This window comes from Nocardioides panacisoli (assembly GCF_039537325.1).
Taxonomy (GTDB): domain Bacteria; phylum Actinomycetota; class Actinomycetes; order Propionibacteriales; family Nocardioidaceae; genus Nocardioides; species Nocardioides panacisoli.
Genome location: NZ_BAABAH010000001.1, coordinates 529099 through 545238, shown reverse-complemented (window position 1 = coordinate 545238; position 16140 = coordinate 529099). Strand labels below are relative to the sequence as shown.

14 protein-coding genes are annotated in these 16140 nt (G+C 71.1%); 6 read left to right on the top strand and 8 right to left on the bottom strand.

Features of this window, described 5'->3' with window-relative positions:
* Positions 1–60 precede the first annotated feature (60 nt).
* Positions 61–717 carry a hypothetical protein gene (locus tag ABD709_RS02800; protein WP_344772267.1) on the top strand — a complete coding sequence of 219 codons (657 nt, stop codon included), beginning with the start codon at positions 61–63 and terminating at the stop codon, positions 715–717.
* A gap of 70 nt (positions 718–787) precedes the next feature.
* Positions 788–1837 carry a glycosyltransferase gene (locus ABD709_RS02795; RefSeq protein WP_344772266.1) on the top strand — a complete coding sequence of 350 codons (1050 nt, stop codon included), beginning with the start codon at positions 788–790 and terminating at the stop codon, positions 1835–1837.
* A gap of 4 nt (positions 1838–1841) precedes the next feature.
* On the opposite strand, the gene ABD709_RS02790 is transcribed toward ABD709_RS02795, so the two are convergent.
* The 3 genes from ABD709_RS02790 to ABD709_RS02780 are packed head-to-tail and all read right to left on the bottom strand — an operon-like array spanning position 1842 to position 5283.
* Positions 1842–2612: a succinate dehydrogenase/fumarate reductase iron-sulfur subunit gene (locus tag ABD709_RS02790; protein ID WP_344772265.1), complete on the bottom strand. Its 771-nt coding sequence runs from the start codon at positions 2610–2612 to the stop codon at positions 1842–1844.
* 7 nt (positions 2613–2619) lie between these two features.
* The gene (locus ABD709_RS02785) at positions 2620–4452 is read right to left on the bottom strand and encodes a fumarate reductase/succinate dehydrogenase flavoprotein subunit (RefSeq protein WP_344772264.1); all 1833 of its coding nucleotides are present in this window, start codon (positions 4450–4452) and stop codon (positions 2620–2622) included.
* Between the two features lie 30 nt (positions 4453–4482).
* The gene (locus ABD709_RS02780; protein WP_344772263.1) at positions 4483–5283 is read right to left on the bottom strand and encodes a hypothetical protein; all 801 of its coding nucleotides are present in this window, start codon (positions 5281–5283) and stop codon (positions 4483–4485) included.
* A gap of 129 nt (positions 5284–5412) precedes the next feature.
* Between ABD709_RS02780 and ABD709_RS02775 the strand changes: the two genes are divergently transcribed.
* From ABD709_RS02775 to ABD709_RS02760, 4 genes are all read left to right on the top strand, one after another.
* Positions 5413–6126, top strand: coding sequence for a succinate dehydrogenase cytochrome b subunit (locus ABD709_RS02775; protein WP_344772262.1), 714 nt, complete (start codon positions 5413–5415; stop codon positions 6124–6126).
* Positions 6127–6160: 34 nt separating this feature from the next.
* Positions 6161–8206, top strand: coding sequence for a fumarate reductase/succinate dehydrogenase flavoprotein subunit (locus ABD709_RS02770; RefSeq protein WP_344772310.1), 2046 nt, complete (start codon positions 6161–6163; stop codon positions 8204–8206).
* A gap of 20 nt (positions 8207–8226) precedes the next feature.
* Positions 8227–8970, top strand: a complete 744-nt coding sequence (locus ABD709_RS02765) for a succinate dehydrogenase/fumarate reductase iron-sulfur subunit (RefSeq protein WP_344772261.1) — start codon at positions 8227–8229, stop codon at positions 8968–8970.
* A 105-nt stretch (positions 8971–9075) separates the two neighbouring features.
* Positions 9076–9687: a hypothetical protein gene (locus ABD709_RS02760; RefSeq protein ID WP_344772260.1), complete on the top strand. Its 612-nt coding sequence runs from the start codon at positions 9076–9078 to the stop codon at positions 9685–9687.
* Between the two features lie 9 nt (positions 9688–9696).
* On the opposite strand, the gene ABD709_RS02755 is transcribed toward ABD709_RS02760, so the two are convergent.
* From ABD709_RS02755 to ABD709_RS02735, 5 genes are read right to left on the bottom strand one after another with little or no spacing between them, the layout of a single operon-like run.
* Positions 9697–9921, bottom strand: a complete 225-nt coding sequence (locus tag ABD709_RS02755) for an SCO4848 family membrane protein (protein ID WP_344772259.1) — start codon at positions 9919–9921, stop codon at positions 9697–9699.
* Positions 9918–10961, bottom strand: coding sequence for a YihY/virulence factor BrkB family protein (locus tag ABD709_RS02750; RefSeq protein ID WP_344772258.1), 1044 nt, complete (start codon positions 10959–10961; stop codon positions 9918–9920). The genes ABD709_RS02755 and ABD709_RS02750 overlap by 4 nt, the downstream gene beginning before the upstream one ends.
* A 7-nt stretch (positions 10962–10968) precedes the next feature.
* On the bottom strand, positions 10969–11481 hold the full coding sequence (locus tag ABD709_RS02745; protein WP_344772257.1) for a 2'-5' RNA ligase family protein: 513 nt from the start codon (positions 11479–11481) through the stop codon (positions 10969–10971).
* A 4-nt stretch (positions 11482–11485) separates the two neighbouring features.
* The gene (trpS, locus tag ABD709_RS02740; protein WP_344772256.1) at positions 11486–12571 is read right to left on the bottom strand and encodes a tryptophan--tRNA ligase; all 1086 of its coding nucleotides are present in this window, start codon (positions 12569–12571) and stop codon (positions 11486–11488) included.
* Positions 12572–12600: 29 nt separating this feature from the next.
* Positions 12601–16128: an ATP-binding cassette domain-containing protein gene (locus tag ABD709_RS02735; RefSeq protein WP_344772255.1), complete on the bottom strand. Its 3528-nt coding sequence runs from the start codon at positions 16126–16128 to the stop codon at positions 12601–12603.
* Positions 16129–16140: the final 12 nt, after the last annotated feature.

Here is a 16140-nt window from a genome sequence, read left to right as displayed (position 1 = left end):
CTCGTCGGCCGCCGGGACAGCCCGGATGTGCCAGGAGCGGAGCAGGGCGACCGTTGCCTCATGACCACCACCCAGACCCGCGCGGCCACGGCCGCTCCCCCGCGCCTGGACCGGCTCGGCTCGGTCCTCCTCACCCTCGGCGGCGTCGCGTTCTTCGCCTACGGCCCGCTGCACCCGGTGGGCGACGACGCAGGCGACAAGACCGAACAGCTCCACTCCATGCTCGTCGACTCGTGGTGGTACCCGTCCCACGCGATCGGTCTCCTCGCGTTCAGCTCGATCGCCGCCGGGCTGCTGGCCATCGCCAGGGACCCGGTTCTGCCGGCTCCGGCCGCCCGCACGACGCGCGTGGTCGGGGTCATCGGCGTGGTCATGGTCCTCGGCCAGCTCGTGCACACGTTCGCAGCGACCCAGGCCTCGGCGATCTCGGACGGAAGCACCACCCCGCTGGTCAAGGCGTTCATGGGCGTCGAGACCGTCGTCAACCCGGCGTGGTCGCTCGGCATCGCGGTGCTGGCCGTGGTCGGGGGGCTCAGCCGCACCATCGGCAACCGTGTCCTGCTGCCGATCGGCCTCGTCGGCGGGCTGGCGTTCGCCCTCGCGAACGCCACCATCGCTTTCACCGACACGTTCGACGCGCTCTTCCCCGTCGCCGGGCTGATCGGCCTCTGGACGGTCGCAGCCGGCATCACCGGCCTGATGCGCCGGGCGGTGTGAGCACCGGCGGTTCACCCGACATCCACCCGGAGATGGGGATCCCGAAAGGTCGCTGGACCACCGTGGCCGCATGAGGATCGCACTGGTGGCGGAGACGTTCTACCCGGCCGTCGACAGCACGACCAGGACGCTGAAGGCGACGGCCGACCGGCTCGTCGACGCCGGCCACACCGTGCGGATCATTGCTCCGGGTCCTGGCCTCGCGAGCTACCGGGGCTGCGACGTGGTGCGGGTGCGCCCGCTCGAGCCGGCCAGCGGCCAGGTCCGGGAGGCGATCGCCGACTTCGCGCCCGACGTGGTGCACGCCGCGTCACCGCGGCTCGTCGGCCGCAAGGCGCTCAAGCACGCCGTCCGCGCCGGCATCCCGACCGTGGTCGTCGAGCAGTCCCCCGTGCTCGATCTCGCCGCCGACTACTGGAAGGCCAAGGTCGCCGCCCGCGCGTCCACCCTCCTGGTGACCTCGCGCTGGATGGTCGCCCGCGCCCGGGAGCTCGGCGTGGAGGCGGAGGTGTGGGCGCCCGGCGTCGACCCGCTCGCGTTCCACCCGCGGCTCCGCGACCCGTGGCTGCACGAGTCGTGGTCGAAGGCCAAGTCCCAGCACGGCCCGCGGGTTGTCGTGGGCTACGTCGGCAGCCTCGAGAAGAGGCACGGCGTACGTCGGCTGGCCGAGCTCGCCGACCTCCGGGACATCCGCCTCGTCGTGATCGGCGACGGCCCCGAGCGCGCCTGGCTGGAGAGGAGGCTTCCCGACGCGCGCTTCACCGGGCCGCTCGAGACCGGCGACCTGACGATCGCCGTACCGACCCTGGACGTCCTGGTCCACCCCGGGGAGCACGAGACGGACTGCCACGCGCTGCGCGAGGCCGCCGCGTCCGGTGTGCCGGTGGTCGCGGCGCGCGCCGGCGGCGCCCCCGACGTGGTGCGCCACCTCGAGTCCGGCCTGCTGTTCGACCCCGCGGACAGGCACGACCTGCGCCGGGCGGTCGCGGCGGTCGCCACGGACAAGCACCGCCGCCTCCTCGGCGCCGCCGGCCGCGAGCTCGTCGCCGAGCGCACCTGGGCCGACGCCGTCGACGAGCTGCTGACGCACTACCCGGCGCCTGCGCCCCTGGTTGCGTGAGGGCTCAGTCCCGGCCGTCGTAGTCCTTGTTCCGGATCCCGATCTTGTTGCCGAGCCACACCAGCGGGTCGTACTTCTTGTCGACCACGCGCTCCTTCATCGGGATGATCGCGTTGTCGGTGATCTTGATGCCCTCGGGGCAGACCTCCGTGCAGCACTTGGTGATGTTGCACATGCCGATGCCCGCAGCGCCCTGAGCCAGCTCGCGCCGGTCGTGGGTGTCGAGCGGGTGCATGTCCAGCTCGGCGTAGCGCAGGAAGAAGCGCGGTCCGGCGAACGCCGGCTTGTTCTCGTCATGGTCACGGACGACGTGGCAGGTGTTCTGGCACAGGAAGCACTCGATGCACTTCCGGAACTCCTGGCCGCGCTCGACGTCGATCTGGGCCATCCGCCGCTTGCCGTCCGCGTCCCGCGGCGGCGGCGCGAACGACGGGACCTGCTTGGCCTTCTCGTAGTTGAACGAGACGTCCGTGACCAGGTCGCGGATCACCGGGAAGGAGCGCATCGGCGTGACCGTGATCGTCTCGGCCGGGTCGTAGTCGGAGAGCCGGGTCATGCACATCAGCCGGGGCCGGCCGTTGACCTCGGCGCTGCAGGAGCCGCACTTGCCCGCCTTGCAGTTCCAACGTACGGCGAGGTCGCCGGCCTGCGTGGCCTGGAGGCGGTGGATCGCGTCCAGCACGACCTCGCCCTCGGACACCTCGACCGTGTAGTCGCCCAGGTCGCCTCCGGACTGGTCGCCGCGCCAGACCCGCATCTTCAGCTCGTAACCCATCGTCGCTCTACTCCTCCTCGAAGAACTTCTTGAGCTCGTCGGGCATGACGGGCAGTGGTTGCTCGGACAGGTCCACACCGGTGCCGGTGGAGTCGAGGCGGAGCACGAGGTTCTTGCCGCCCCACTCCGGGTCGGGACCCGGGAAGTCGTCGCGGGTGTGGCCGCCGCGGGACTCCTGCCGCGCGAGCGCGGCCTTGGCGATGCACTCGCTGACCAGCAGCATGTTCCGCAGGTCGATCGAGAGGTGCCAGCCCGGGTTGTACTGCCGGTGGCCCTCGACGGTCATGTGCGCGGCCCGCTCCTTGAGCTTCTGGATCTCCCCGAGCGCCGACTCCAGCTCCGCGGCGACGCGGATGATGCCGACCAGGTCGTTCATCGTCTGCTGCAGGTCCTGCTGGATCGTGTACGGGTTCTCCCCGCCCTGCACCTCGAACGGCGCCAGCGCCGACCTCTGCGCCGCCGCGACCTCCTCGTCGGACACTCCCGGCCGCGACGACCCGAGTCCGCCGGCGTGGGCCGCGGCCGCGTCGCCGGCGCGCTTGCCGAAGACGATCAGGTCGGACAGCGAGTTGCCGCCGAGTCGGTTGGACCCGTGCATGCCACCCGAGCACTCGCCGACGGCGTACAGGCCGGCGACGACCGAGACCTCCGTCTCCGGGTCGACCTCGACCCCACCCATCACGTAGTGGCAGGTCGGCCCGATCTCCATCGGCTCGGCGGTGATGTCGACGTCGGCCAGCTCCTTGAACTGGTGGTACATCGACGGGAGCCGGCGCTTGATGAACTCGGGCGACCGCCGCGAGGCGATGTCGAGGAAGATCCCGCCGTGCGGGCTGCCTCGGCCCGCCTTGATCTCGGAGTTGATCGCTCGAGCGACCTCGTCACGGGGCAGGAGCTCCGGTGGCCGGCGGTTGTTCTTCTTGTCCTCGTACCACCGGTCGGCCTCCTCCTCGGTGTCGGCCGTCTCCTTCTTGAAGAAGTCCGGGATGTAGTCGAACATGAACCGCTTGCCCTCGGAGTTCCTGAGGATGCCGCCGTCACCGCGCACCGACTCGGTGACGAGCAGGCCCTTCACCGAGGGCGGCCACACCATCCCGGTCGGGTGGAACTGGACGAACTCCATGTTGATGAGCGTCGCGCCGGCGCGCAGGGCCAGGGCGTGGCCGTCGCCGGTGTACTCCCACGAGTTCGACGTCACCTTGAACGACTTGCCGATGCCGCCGGTCGCGAGCACCACCGAGGGTGCTTCGAAGACCACGAACCGGCCCGTCTCCCGCCAATAGGCGAAGGCGCCGCTGATCTGGTCGCCGGACTTGAACAGGTCGGTGACCGTGCACTCCATGAACACGTCGATGCCGAGCGCCACCAGCCGCTGCTGGAGCGTGCGGATGATCTCCAGGCCGGTGCGGTCGCCGATGTGGGCGAGCCGCGCGTAGCGGTGGCCGCCGAAGTCGCGCTGGCTGATCAGCCCGTCGTCGGTGCGGTCGAACAGCGCGCCCCAGTCCTCGAGCTCCATCACCCGCTCGGGGGCCTCCTGGGCGTGCAGCTGCGCCATCCGCCAGTTGTTGAGCATCTTCCCGCCGCGCATGGTGTCGCGGAAGTGGACCTGCCAGTTGTCGTCGGGGTAGAGGTTGCCCATCGCCGCCGCGCAGCCGCCCTCGGCCATCACCGTGTGCGCCTTGCCGAGCAACGACTTGCAGACCACGGCGACCTTGGCGCCGGACTCGTGCGCGGCGATCGCCGCGCGCAGGCCGGAGCCGCCGGCGCCGATCACGATCACGTCGTAGCCGTGCCGCTCGATGCCCCCGGCCGCGTCCGGTGACATCTCGTTCCCGGTCATGGGGTGGCGTTCGCTCGTGGAAGTCATGGGTCAGAAGAACCTCAGGTCGTCGATGGTGCCGTTGGCGATCAGGAAGATGTAGAGGTCGACGATCGCGATCGAGAACAGCGAGTACCACGCGTACCGCGGGTGGCTCCCGTTCAGCTTCGAGACGAGCGTCCACATCCGGTAGCGGACGGGGTGCTTGGAGAAGTGCCGGAGCCGGCCGCCGACGATGTGCCGGCACGAGTGGCAGGAGAGGGTGTAGAGCCAGATCAGCGCCGCGTTGACGAGCATCAGCAGGGTGCCGAGCCCCATGTGGATGCCGTTCCACTCGGCGTTCTCGTCGCGGAAGCCCAGGATCGCGTCGTAGGTCAGCAGCACCGCGAACAGCACGGCGACGTACCAGAACCAGCGGTGGGCGTTCTGCAGGATCAGCGGGAACCGGGTCTCACCGCTATAGGCCGAGTGCGGCTCGGCCACCGCGCACGCCGGCGGGCTGAGCCAGAAGGCCCGGTAGTAGGCCTTCCGGTAGTAGTAGCAGGTCATCCGGAAGCCGAGCGGGAAGATCAGGACGATCAGCGCCGCGGACAGCGGCCACCAGTCGAAGGGCTGGCCGAAGTCCGAGGACCCCTTCACGCAGTCGCCGAGGCACGGCGAGTAGAACGGCGAGAGGTACGGCGGCGCGTAGTAGTCGCTGCCCTGGAACGCCCGGAAGGTCGCGTAGACCACGAAGGCCCCGAAGACCACGAACGTGGTCAGCGGCGACAGCCACCAGCGATCGGTCCGGAGCGTCTTCTCCTCGATCGAGGCCCGGGTGGGCCCGTGGACGCCGGTGGTGCCTGTCGTCATCGCATGTCCTCACGCGGTTAGGAGACGGAGCGGGAGAGAGTCTGCCCACAGATTCCCGATTGTGAAAGGGACCACACCGGAAACCCCTGCGGTCCGTTCTTCGTTCCGGGCGCTGTACCGTGGCCGGTCGTGGCAGTCCCTCTCTCCCAGCAACCGAGGCTCGTCGAGCACGCTCGGGCATCCCGGACCACGATCGCGCTGAAGTTCCTCATCGCCGCCAGCGGCGCGCTGTTCATCGGCTTCGTGCTCGTCCACATGTACGGCAACCTCAAGGCGTTCGCCGGGCACGACTCGTTCAACGAGTACGCCGCCCACATCCGGACCATCGGCGAGCCGTTCCTCCCGCACGAGGGCTTCCTCTGGCTGCTGCGCGGCCTGCTGATCCTGGCCCTCGTGGTCCACGTCGTGACCAGCGTGGCGCTCTGGCGGCGGGCGGCGAAGGCGCGCCCGGTCAAGTACGTGGTCAAGAAGGACACCGGGGCGATCCCCGCGGCCCGGATCATGCGGATCGCCGGAGTCTGGATCTTCGGCTTCCTGGTCTGGCACCTGATCAACTTCACGATCGGCAAGGTCAACCCGGCCGGCGGCCCCACGAACGACCCCTACAACCTCCTCGTCGACGACTTCAAGACCTGGTGGAACACGATCATCTACCTGGTCTCGATGGCCTTCCTCGGAGCGCACCTGCACCACGGGACCTGGAGCGCCCTGCAGACGATGGGCTGGACCAGCTCGGCGCGGGCGCGCGCCCGGGCCCAGACGTTCGCGCTGGCAGTGGCGATCGTCATCGCCGGCGGGTTCTCGCTCGTCCCGATCGCCGTCCTCGTCGGCATCATCGACTGACCGGCCTACCCAGAGGGATCGACTCATGACCGACATGCCGGACACCACCCTGACCCACCACGGCGCGCACGACGAGCCGTCCGCCGGGCAGTACGACGACGCCTCGGGCTACTACACGCTCGGGGAGCCGATCGAGGACACCAAGGCCCCTGACGGCCCGATCGCGGACCGCTGGCAGACCCGCAAGTTCGAGGCGCGACTGGTCAACCCGGCCAACCGCCGCAAGCTCGACGTGATCATCGTCGGCACCGGCCTGGCCGGCGGCGCAGCGGCTGCCACCCTCGGCGAGGCCGGCTACAACGTGAAGTCCTTCTGCTACCAGGACTCCCCGCGCCGGGCGCACTCGATCGCGGCCCAGGGCGGCATCAACGCGGCCAAGAATTACAAGGAGGACGGCGACTCCGTCCACCGGCTCTTCTACGACACCGTCAAGGGCGGCGACTACCGCTCGCGCGAGTCGAACGTCTACCGCCTGGCCGAGGTCAGCACCAACATCATCGACCAGTGCGTCGCGCAGGGCGTCCCGTTCGCGCGCGAGTACGGCGGCCTGCTCGACAACCGCTCGTTCGGCGGTGTGCAGGTGTCCCGCACCTTCTACGCCCGCGGCCAGACGGGTCAGCAGCTGCTGATCGGCGCCTACCAGGCCATGGAGCGCCAGGTGAAGCTCGGGACCGTCACGGCGTACACCCGGCACGAGATGCTCGAGCTGGTCATCGTCGACGACGGCAACGGCCCGCGGGCGCGAGGCATCATCGCGCGCAACATGGTGACCGGCGAGATCGAGACCCACCTGGCCGACGTCGTCGTGCTGGCGTCCGGCGGCTACGGCAACGTCTTCTACCTGTCGACGAACGCGATGGGCTCCAACGTCACCGCCGCGTGGCGCGCGCATCGCAAGGGCGCCTACATGGCCAACCCCTGCTACACCCAGATCCACCCGACGTGCATCCCGGTCTCCGGCGAGCACCAGTCCAAGCTGACGCTGATGAGCGAGTCGCTCCGCAACGACGGCCGGATCTGGGTGCCGAAGAACAAGGAGGACTGCACCAAGGACCCGCGGGAGATCCCCGAAGAGGACCGCGACTACTACCTGGAGCGGATCTACCCGTCCTTCGGCAACCTGGTCCCCCGCGACATCGCGTCCCGCGCCGCGAAGTACGTCTGCGACGAGGGCCGCGGCGTCGGCCCGATGGTCGGCGACTTCCGCCGCGGCGTCTACCTCGACTTCGCCGAGGCCATCGAGCGTCTGGGCGAGGACGCGATCCGCGAGAAGTACGACAACCTCTTCGACATGTACGAGCGCATCACCGGCGAGAACCCCTACCAGGTCCCGATGCGCATCTACCCGGCGGTGCACTACGTCATGGGCGGCCTGTGGGTCGACTACGACCTGCAGTCGACCATCCCCGGCCTGTTCGTGACCGGGGAGGCCAACTTCTCCGACCACGGCGCCAACCGGCTCGGCGCCTCGGCGCTGATGCAGGGCCTGGCCGACGGCTACTTCGTCCTCCCGCACACCATCCGCGACTACCTCGCGGACGGCCCGTTCGAGAAGATCGACGAGACGCACCCCGCGGTCGTCGAGGCGAAGCAGTTGGTGGAGGACCGGGTCGAGAAGCTGCTCTCGATCCAGGGCACCCGCTCGGTCGACAGCTACCACCGCGAGCTCGGCAACATCATGTGGGAGTACTGCGGCATGGAGCGGTCCGCCGAGGGCCTGCGCAAGGCCATCGACATGATCCGCGAGCTGCGCGCGGACTTCTGGACCAACGTCAAGGTGCTCGGCAGCTCGACGTCGCTCAACCAGAGCCTGGAGAAGGCCGGCCGGGTGGCCGACTTCCTCGAGCTCGGCGAGCTGATGTGCATCGACGCGCTCAACCGGCGCGAGTCCTGCGGCGGCCACTTCCGGGCCGAGTCGCAGACCGAGGACGGCGAGGCGCTGCGCCACGACGACGAGTTCGCCTACGTCGCCGCATGGGAGTGGGCGGGCGAGTACGGCACGCCCGACACCCTCCCGATCCTCCACAAGGAGGAGCTGACCTACACGGCCATCGAGATGAAGCAGAGGTCCTACAAGTGAGCCAGGATGGCACCGCCGGCATGAACCTGACTCTGAAGATCTGGCGTCAGACCGGCCCGGAGGACAAGGGCGGGATCCACACCTACCAGGTCGAGGGCGTGTCCTCGGACATGAGCTTCCTGGAGATGCTCGACGTCCTCAACGAGCAGCTGAACGAGGCCGGCGAGGAGCCGGTCGCGTTCGACTCCGACTGCCGCGAGGGCATCTGCGGCACCTGCTCGCTGATGATCAACGGCGACGCGCACGGCCCGGAGGTCACCACGACCTGCCAGCTGCACATGCGCTCGTTCAAGGACGGCGACACCATCACCATCGAGCCGTGGCGCTCGGCGGCGTTCCCGGTGATCAAGGACCTGATCGTGGACCGGTCGGCCCTCGACCGGATCATCCAGTCCGGCGGCTACATCTCCGCGAACACCGGCTCGGCGCCGGAGGCCAACTCGGTGCCGGTGCCCCGCGACGACGCGATGCGCGCGTTCAACGTCGCGACCTGCATCGGGTGCGGCGCCTGCGTCGCGGCCTGCCCGAACGGCTCCGCCTCGCTGTTCGTCGGCGCGAAGATCACCCACCTCGGTGAGCTGCCCCAGGGTCAGCCCGAGCGGTGGAGCCGGGTCGTCGACATGGTGAGCCAGCACGACGCCGAGGGCTTCGGTGGCTGCACCAACATCGGCGAGTGCTCCGCGGCCTGCCCGAAGGAGATCCCGATGGACGTGATCAGCCAGATGAACCGGGACCTGCGCACCGCGCTGACGCACGGCCACTGAGCCGAGTGTCGGGGCCCACTCGACCGAGCGTCGGGGCCCACTCGACCGAGCGTCGGGGCCCACTCGACCTGTACTGTCTGGCCGTCCACGATCTCGGGAGGGCCGATGAGCAGCGCGCCACCACCAGCACCGCCAGGACCACCGCCGTCGGCGCCGCCGCCGGGGTGGAGCCCGGGCCCGCCGCCGAGCGGGCGGCGTACGCCGTGGGGGTGGATCGTCGCCGGCGTGGTGATCGTCCTGGTCCTGGTCGTGGGCGCGGTCCTCGCGGTGGTGCTGCTGAACGGCGACGACGAAGCGACCGCCGACGACTCCCCCTCGACCCCGGCGTCCTCCGCGGCGTCCTCGGCCGCCACGTCACCGACCGCTGCGCCGGTCTCCGCGTCGGCGTTGGCCGGCCACTGGCGGGGCACCTACACCTGCGCGCAGGGTGACACCGGGCTGAGCCTCGACGTGATCGCCACGAGCGACAGCCAGCTGACCGCGATCTTCCACTTCCGGAAGATCCCGGAGAACCCCGACGTCCCCGAGGGCAGCTACAAGATGACGGGCACCCTCGAGGACGGCAAGCTGCGGCTGCGCAGGCTGGCGTGGATCGACCGGCCGCAGGGCTACGTGATGGTCGGCCTCAACGCGAAGGTCACCGACGCCCAGCCCGACGAGCTGACCGGCACGGTGAGCAACGTCGGCTGCCAGGAGTTCACGATCACCCGGCAGTGAGCGGCTCGGTCAGCCCTTCGAGCCGCGCAGCGCCTTGACGCCGAGCGAGCCCAGGACGCCGGCGATGGCGAAGTTCACGACGATCAGCACCGTGTGCGCGATCCAGTAGCCCGCGGCGCGGTCCTCTCCCGACTCGTAGGCCGAGTAGAGGTTCTTGGCGAAGTTGCCGAACGTGATGACGTTCCAGGCCGCGACCACCAGGAGCAGTACGGCGTGCTTGCGCTCGAACTTCATGAGACCTTCTTCCGCTTCCTCAGGAGGGCGACCGCCGTCAGCATGACACCCGCTCCGGCAGCGAACGGAGCCGCCCACCCCGGCGCGGTGCGCTCTGGGACCTGCGTCACGTCGACCGGGGGCGACTGCGGCCCCTGGACGAGCTCGGGGTCCCCGCCGCGCAGGGCGCGCGCGGCCCGGCTGGTGTGCGCCCACGAGGCGGCGTACAGCACCACCCGCGAGAAGTAGTTGATCCAGACGACGAGGATCAGGGCGATCCCGAACGCCTGGAAGGCGGGCTGGCCTCGCGTCCCCGCGAGGAGCTCGCCGGAGAGCTGCTTGAGCAGCTCGAACGCGACCGCGCCGAGCACCGCCCCCGCCCACAGGGCCCGGGCAGGCGTCGGCGGGTCGGCGAGCAGCCGGAACATCAGGAAGAACAGGACCGTGCCGGCGGCGACGCCGAGCAGCACGCCGATCACCCACACCAGCCAGCCGAGCTCGCTGCCGAGGCCGAGATGGTCGACGACCCACCCGGAGGCGCGGGTCACGACGCCGGACAGGCCGACGCTCGTCATCAGCACCACCCCGAGGACGACCAGGGTCACCAGGTCGCGGACCAGCCCCATCACGAAGTTCGGGCGCAGCGCCTTCGGCTCCTCGAACACGGCGATCAGTGCGTTGCGCAGGGCGGAGAGCCAGCCGAGGCCCGTGTACAGCACGCCCGCGAGACCGATCAGCCCGACGGCGCCGGCGTAGTTCTCGAAGTCGGAGAGCGGGATCTCGCCGTCGCCACCACCGATCAGGTGCGGCAGGACCTGGTCGAGCGCGTTGATCAGTGCCTCGCGCGCGCCGGGATAGACCCTCGCGACGTAGCCCACGACGAAGAACGCCAGCGCCAGGATCGGGAAGACGGACAGGAACCCGAAGTAGGTCACCCCGCCGGCCTGCTGGCTGCCGTTGACCTCCCCGAAGTGGCTGACGGTCCGCACGACGTGATCGAGCAAGGGCCGCCGCTCGCGCGCTCGCGCGATCCGCTCCTTGACCCGGCTCACCAGCGACACGTCGGGGTCAGCCTCCGCCGAGGTCGAAGGTCCGGCTCACCTTCCACCCCGCCCGGTCCTCGTGGACGTAGAGGTGGAACCGGGTGACGTCGAAGGCGCAGTCGAAGCCCGCGAGGTCGTCGAACGCGCGGTCCAGGCCCTCGTCGGGAAGGTGGTGGGCGACGGTCACGTGCGGGTGGTAGGGGAAGGAGAGGTCCATGGCGAGCGGTCCTCGTCGTACGGCGTCGGCGAGCTGCTCGCACTGGGAGATCCCCTCAGCGAGTCCGATGAACACCACGGGGGACACGGGCCGGAAGGTACCCGTTCCCCGCAGGTGCACACGGAACGGCGGGACCGCGGTGGCGGCCTCGCCGAGGTGCTCCTCGATCTCGGTGAGGTCGGCGCCGACCTCGGTCGGCGGCACCAGCGTCACGTGCGTCGGGACACCGACGGCGGTCGGGTCGCCGATCTCGCGGCGGTAGTCCTTGAGCTCGGACGCCCACGGCTCCGGCACCGCGATCGCCACCCCGATGGTCGACATCGGCTCAGCGGCCGCTCGGAGCGGCGAAACCGACCCGCTGGTAGACGTCGCGCAGGGTCGCGTCCGCGACCCCGTGGGCCGTCTCCGCGCCCTTCTGGAGCACCGACGTGAGATAGGCCTGGTCGTCGAGCAGCTCGAGGGTGCGCTCGCGGAACGGGGTCACGAACGAGACCACGAGATCGGCGAGGTCGGCCTTCAGGTCGCCGTACCCCTTGCCGGCGTACTGGTCGACGAGCGCGTTCACCGACTCGCCGCTGAGCGCGGAGAAGATCGTGAGCAGGTTGCTGACACCGGGCTTGTCCTCGGGGTCGAACCGGATCTCGCTGCCGGAGTCGGTGACGGCGGAGCGGATCTTCTTCGCGCTCCGAGCCGGGTCGTCCAGCATCTCGACGATGCCGTTGGGCGAGGACCCCGACTTCGACATCTTCGCGGCCGGGTCCTGCAGGTCGTAGATCTTGGCGGTCGCCTTGAGGATGTAGGGCTCCGGCAGCCGGAAGGTCTTCTTGAACCGGCTGTTGAACCGCTGGGCGAGGTCCCTGGTCAGCTCCAGGTGCTGGCGCTGGTCCTCGCCGACCGGCACGTAGTGCGGCCGGTAGAGCAGGATGTCGGCCGCCTGCAGGATCGGGTAGGTCAGCAGGCCGACGCTCGCCGATCCCTCGCCACCCTTGGCCGACTTGTCCTTGAACTGGGTCATCCGGCGGGCCTCGCCGAGGCCGGTCAGACCGTTGAGCACCCAGGCCAGCTGCGCGTGGGCCGGGATCTGGCTCTGCACGAAGATCGCCGACTTCTCGGGGTCGATGCCCATCGCGATCAGCTGGGCGGCCGCCCGCAAGGTGCGCTCGCGCAGCACCTTGGGGTCCCACTCGACGGTGATCGCGTGCAGGTCGGCGATGAAGAAGAACGGCTGGTGGTCGCGCTGGAGGTCCACCCACTGCCGCAGCGCGCCGAGGTAGTTGCCGAAGTGGAACGAGTCCGCCGTCGGCTGGATCCCGGAGAGGACCCGGGGCCGGGCCCCTCCCGAGGGCGCCTCCGGCTGCCCCGCCTGCGGCTGAGCCTCCGCCGCCCTGCTCTGCTCGAACGTCGCCGACATGGCGCGATTGTCTCAGGAGCTGCCCGGGCTCAGCCCGCCAGGTGCCCCCAGCGCGCGGCGAGCTCGGCCCACGGCCCGACCTCGGCGACGGTCCCGTCGACGAGCACCACGACGCGGTCGGCCTGGGCGAGCGCGGCGCGCTTGGAGGTGGCGCCGACGACCGTCGCACGGCGGGCCCGCAGGGCAGACCACAGCTCGATCTCGGTGGCCGCGTCGAGCGCGCTCGAGACGTCGTCGGCGAGCAGCAGCTCGGCGTCGGCCGCGAGCGCGCGCGCCAGCGCGAGCCGTTGCACCTGACCCCCGGAGAGGCGTACGCCGCGGTGGCCGACGACGGCGGTGGGCCCGCCCGCCTCCGCCACGTCCTCCGTCAGCCGGGCGTCGGCGATCGGGGTGTCGACGTCGCGGTCGAACCCGAGCCGCACGTTGTCGGCGAATGTGCCCGACAGGACCCGCGGCACCTGGGCGACGTGGGCGACCCGGCCGGGCCGCAGGAACGTCTCGGGGTCCGTGACCTCGTTGCCGTTCCAGCGCAGCGACCCGGTGTGGTCCATCAGACCGGCAAGCGACGCCAGCAGGCTCGACTTGCCCGAGCCGACCTGGCCGAGCAGCAGCACCAGCTCGCCGCGCTCCACGGTCAGGTCCACGCCGGCGACGCCGATCGTCCCGTCGTCGTGGACCGCGCCGAACCCACGGAGGGAGAGCCGCTCGAGGCGGTCGACGGCGGGCTCCGGAGGCGGCGGCGCCGTCCCGGCGACCAGATCGAGGCCGGGCGGCAGCGCCATCATCTGGGCGCCACCGGCGAACCTGCTGGTCGCCCGCTGCCAGGCACGGACACCCGGCGCCTCGGTCACGACCGCGCCGGCGACGCGGCCGAACCAGTCGAAGCCGTTGACGGCGTTGGCCACGAGCAGGGCGGTGGCCAGGCCCCAGACGTCGCCGAGGAACAGGGCCCAGGCGGCGACCACGCCGATCTGCACCATGACGGTCGGCACGGCGTCGAGGACGGCCTGGACGCGGTGCTCGAAGACGGCGGCCTGCACGCGGCCGCTGTCGACCCGGCGCAGGTGGGCGTGCGCCTGCGGCGTCCGGCCCGCCAGCTTGACGGTGCGGGCCGACTCGACGACCGAGACCAGGGCGCGACCGAACCGCGCCCGGGCCGCCGAGGACCGCGCCGCGGAGCGACCCGCGATCGGCCGCCCGACGGACGATGCGAGCGCGCTGGCGACCATCACGGCGATCAGGACGCCACCGGCGAGCAGGGTGCCGCCCGCGATGGTCGTGATCAGGGCGATCAGCAGTCCGTTGACGAAGTCGATCCACCGGTCGGAGTAGCGCGCCAGCCGGTCGGCGTCCATCGACCGGGCGACGACCTCGCCCGGGGGCGTCCGGGGCAGCCGGTGCGGGCGGATCTGACCGAGCAGCACGGACATCCGCACCCGGAGCATGACCTCGATCCACCAGCGTGGGTAGCGGCGGAACGCGTCGGCCAGCAGCACCGGCGCGAAGAGCAGGCACAGGCCGAGCACCATGGTGAGCTGCACCGGCGTGCTGCCGGTGTCGAGGTCCTCGACGATCCGGCCCCAGAGGTAGCCGGTCACGGCGCCGAGCGGCGCCAGCACGGTGCCGCCGAGGAACAGGATCACCGACCAGGCGCCCCACCACGGGCGCACCCAGAACGCGTGCCAGGTGCCGCGGGTCAGTGTGGGTCCGTCGCCGACCTCCGGCCGCGCCGGCGGCGGACCGGCGCGGCGCTGGGTGCCGACGCCGACCTCGCCGCTGTCGTCGGCCGCGACCGGGTCGTCGAACTCCTCGGTCGCGCTGGCGTCGAGCAGCCGCCGGAACGGGCCGTCGACCAGGGCCAGGTCGTCGCGCATGCCGTGCTGGATGACGCGACCGTGGTCGAGCACGGCGACCATCTCGGCGCGCTCGATCGTGCTCAGCCGGTGGGCCACCAGGACACCGGTGCGACCGCTGGTCAGCCGCTCCGCGGCGGCGACGACGCGGGCCTCGGTCACCGGGTCCATCCGTGCCGTCGCCTCGTCCAGCACGACCACCTGGACGTGGCGCACCAGCAGCCGGGCGAAGGCGACCAGCTGTTCCTCGCCGGCCGAGAGCGTCGTGCCCCCGGGGCCGAGCACGGTGTCGAGGCCGTCGGGAAGCCCGCCGACCCACTCGGTCAGCCCGAGCTCGGCGACCGCCGCCTCGACCTCCTCGCGCGGCGTCTCGGCGAACAGCGTGATGTTGTCGGCGAGCGAGCCGGCCAGGATCTCGGTGCGCTGGGTCACCACGCCGACCCGGCGCCGCAGCTCGTGCAGGTCGAGCGTGGTGATGTCGGCGCCGCCCAGGAAGATCGTGCCGCGCGGCGGATCGACGGCCCGCGAGAGCAGCGAGGCGAGCGTCGACTTGCCCGAGCCGGTGCGTCCGACGAGGGCGAGCGTGTGCCCCGGCGCGACGTCGAGGTCGATGTCGTGCAGCGCGAACGTGCCCTCCTCGTAGGCGAAGGCGAGGTCGCGGATCCTGATGTCGAGGGCGCCGGCCGGCACCGGCTCGCCGCCGACCGGCTCGGCCTCGACCGCCAGCATCTGCCGGAGCCGGAAGATCGCGCCGAGGCCGGCCTGGATGTCCGGCAGGTGGTGGGAGAGCTGGTTGATCTGCCCCACGAAGCTGGTGGTGACGAGGAACAGCGTCACCAGCCTGGCGACGTCGAGGTGCTCGCTGGTCACCAGCGCGACGCCGGCGACCGCGACACCGACCAGCAGCGCGTGCAGGACCAGGCCGACCCGCAGGGCGAGCCGCGCCTCGACCCGGAGCACCCGGTGGAACTTGTCGTGCACCGTCGCGGACAGCTCCGCGAGCCGGCGTACGGCGAACGCCTGGCCGAGGCTGGTGCGCAGGTCGTCACGCGCCGCGACGCCCTCCTCGAGAGCGGCGGCATGGTCGGTCCAGGCGGCCTCCTCGATCACCTTGCGGCGGGCGATCTCGGAAAGGTACGGCCGCATCACCGCCACCGCGATCGCCCCGACCACGGGGAACAGGAAGAACGCCGGCCACCAGGCCACGCCGGCCACGACCCACATCGGGACCGCGCCGAAGGCGGTGCGCAGCGCGGCCCAGATCTGCATCCGGAGCAGCGTCCCGACCTCGTGGGTGTCGTCATCGACGCGATCGAGGATCTCTCCGACGGCCTGCTCGCTGAGGTGGGCGAGCGGCTGGTGCAGCGCGGCGTCGACGAGGTCGCCGCGCAGCGTCCCCTCGGCCCGGTCGACGACGCCCGCCCAGGCGACCCGGCCCGCGGTGTCGAGGAGCGCCCCGCCGACGACGAAGGTGGCGAGCAGGACGACGAGCGCGCCGGTCGGACCCGCGGCCACCCGGCCGGCGACGACGGTGCCGATCGCCTGCGACAAGGCCGCGAGCGCGAGCCCGACGAGCGCCGTGGCCGCGACGGGGTGCCGGAGCCGCCGCCAGTCGACGTGGCGGGCCGGGTCGTCGGCAGGCCGGACCCCGCCGGCACGGTTGTCGGCGGTGGCGGGCTGGGCCGGGTAGGTGGTCTGCGTCATCGCACCCCGAGG

What these genes read in the sequence shown, in the direction of transcription:
- ABD709_RS02755 (WP_344772259.1), bottom strand. Translation starts at nt 9,921, where the DNA reads ATGAAGTTCGAGCGCAAGCACGCCGTACTGCTCCTGGTGGTCGCGGCC.
- trpS (WP_344772256.1), bottom strand. Translation starts at nt 12,571, where the DNA reads ATGTCGGCGACGTTCGAGCAGAGCAGGGCGGCGGAGGCTCAGCCGCAG.
- ABD709_RS02770 (WP_344772310.1), top strand. Translation starts at nt 6,161, where the DNA reads ATGCCGGACACCACCCTGACCCACCACGGCGCGCACGACGAGCCGTCC.
- ABD709_RS02760 (WP_344772260.1), top strand. Translation starts at nt 9,076, where the DNA reads ATGAGCAGCGCGCCACCACCAGCACCGCCAGGACCACCGCCGTCGGCG.
- ABD709_RS02790 (WP_344772265.1), bottom strand. Translation starts at nt 2,612, where the DNA reads ATGGGTTACGAGCTGAAGATGCGGGTCTGGCGCGGCGACCAGTCCGGA.
- ABD709_RS02785 (WP_344772264.1), bottom strand. Translation starts at nt 4,452, where the DNA reads ATGACCGGGAACGAGATGTCACCGGACGCGGCCGGGGGCATCGAGCGG.
- ABD709_RS02765 (WP_344772261.1), top strand. Translation starts at nt 8,227, where the DNA reads ATGAACCTGACTCTGAAGATCTGGCGTCAGACCGGCCCGGAGGACAAG.
- ABD709_RS02780 (WP_344772263.1), bottom strand. Translation starts at nt 5,283, where the DNA reads ATGACGACAGGCACCACCGGCGTCCACGGGCCCACCCGGGCCTCGATC.
- ABD709_RS02795 (WP_344772266.1), top strand. Translation starts at nt 788, where the DNA reads ATGAGGATCGCACTGGTGGCGGAGACGTTCTACCCGGCCGTCGACAGC.
- ABD709_RS02745 (WP_344772257.1), bottom strand. Translation starts at nt 11,481, where the DNA reads ATGTCGACCATCGGGGTGGCGATCGCGGTGCCGGAGCCGTGGGCGTCC.
- ABD709_RS02800 (WP_344772267.1), top strand. Translation starts at nt 61, where the DNA reads ATGACCACCACCCAGACCCGCGCGGCCACGGCCGCTCCCCCGCGCCTG.
- ABD709_RS02735 (WP_344772255.1), bottom strand. Translation starts at nt 16,128, where the DNA reads ATGACGCAGACCACCTACCCGGCCCAGCCCGCCACCGCCGACAACCGT.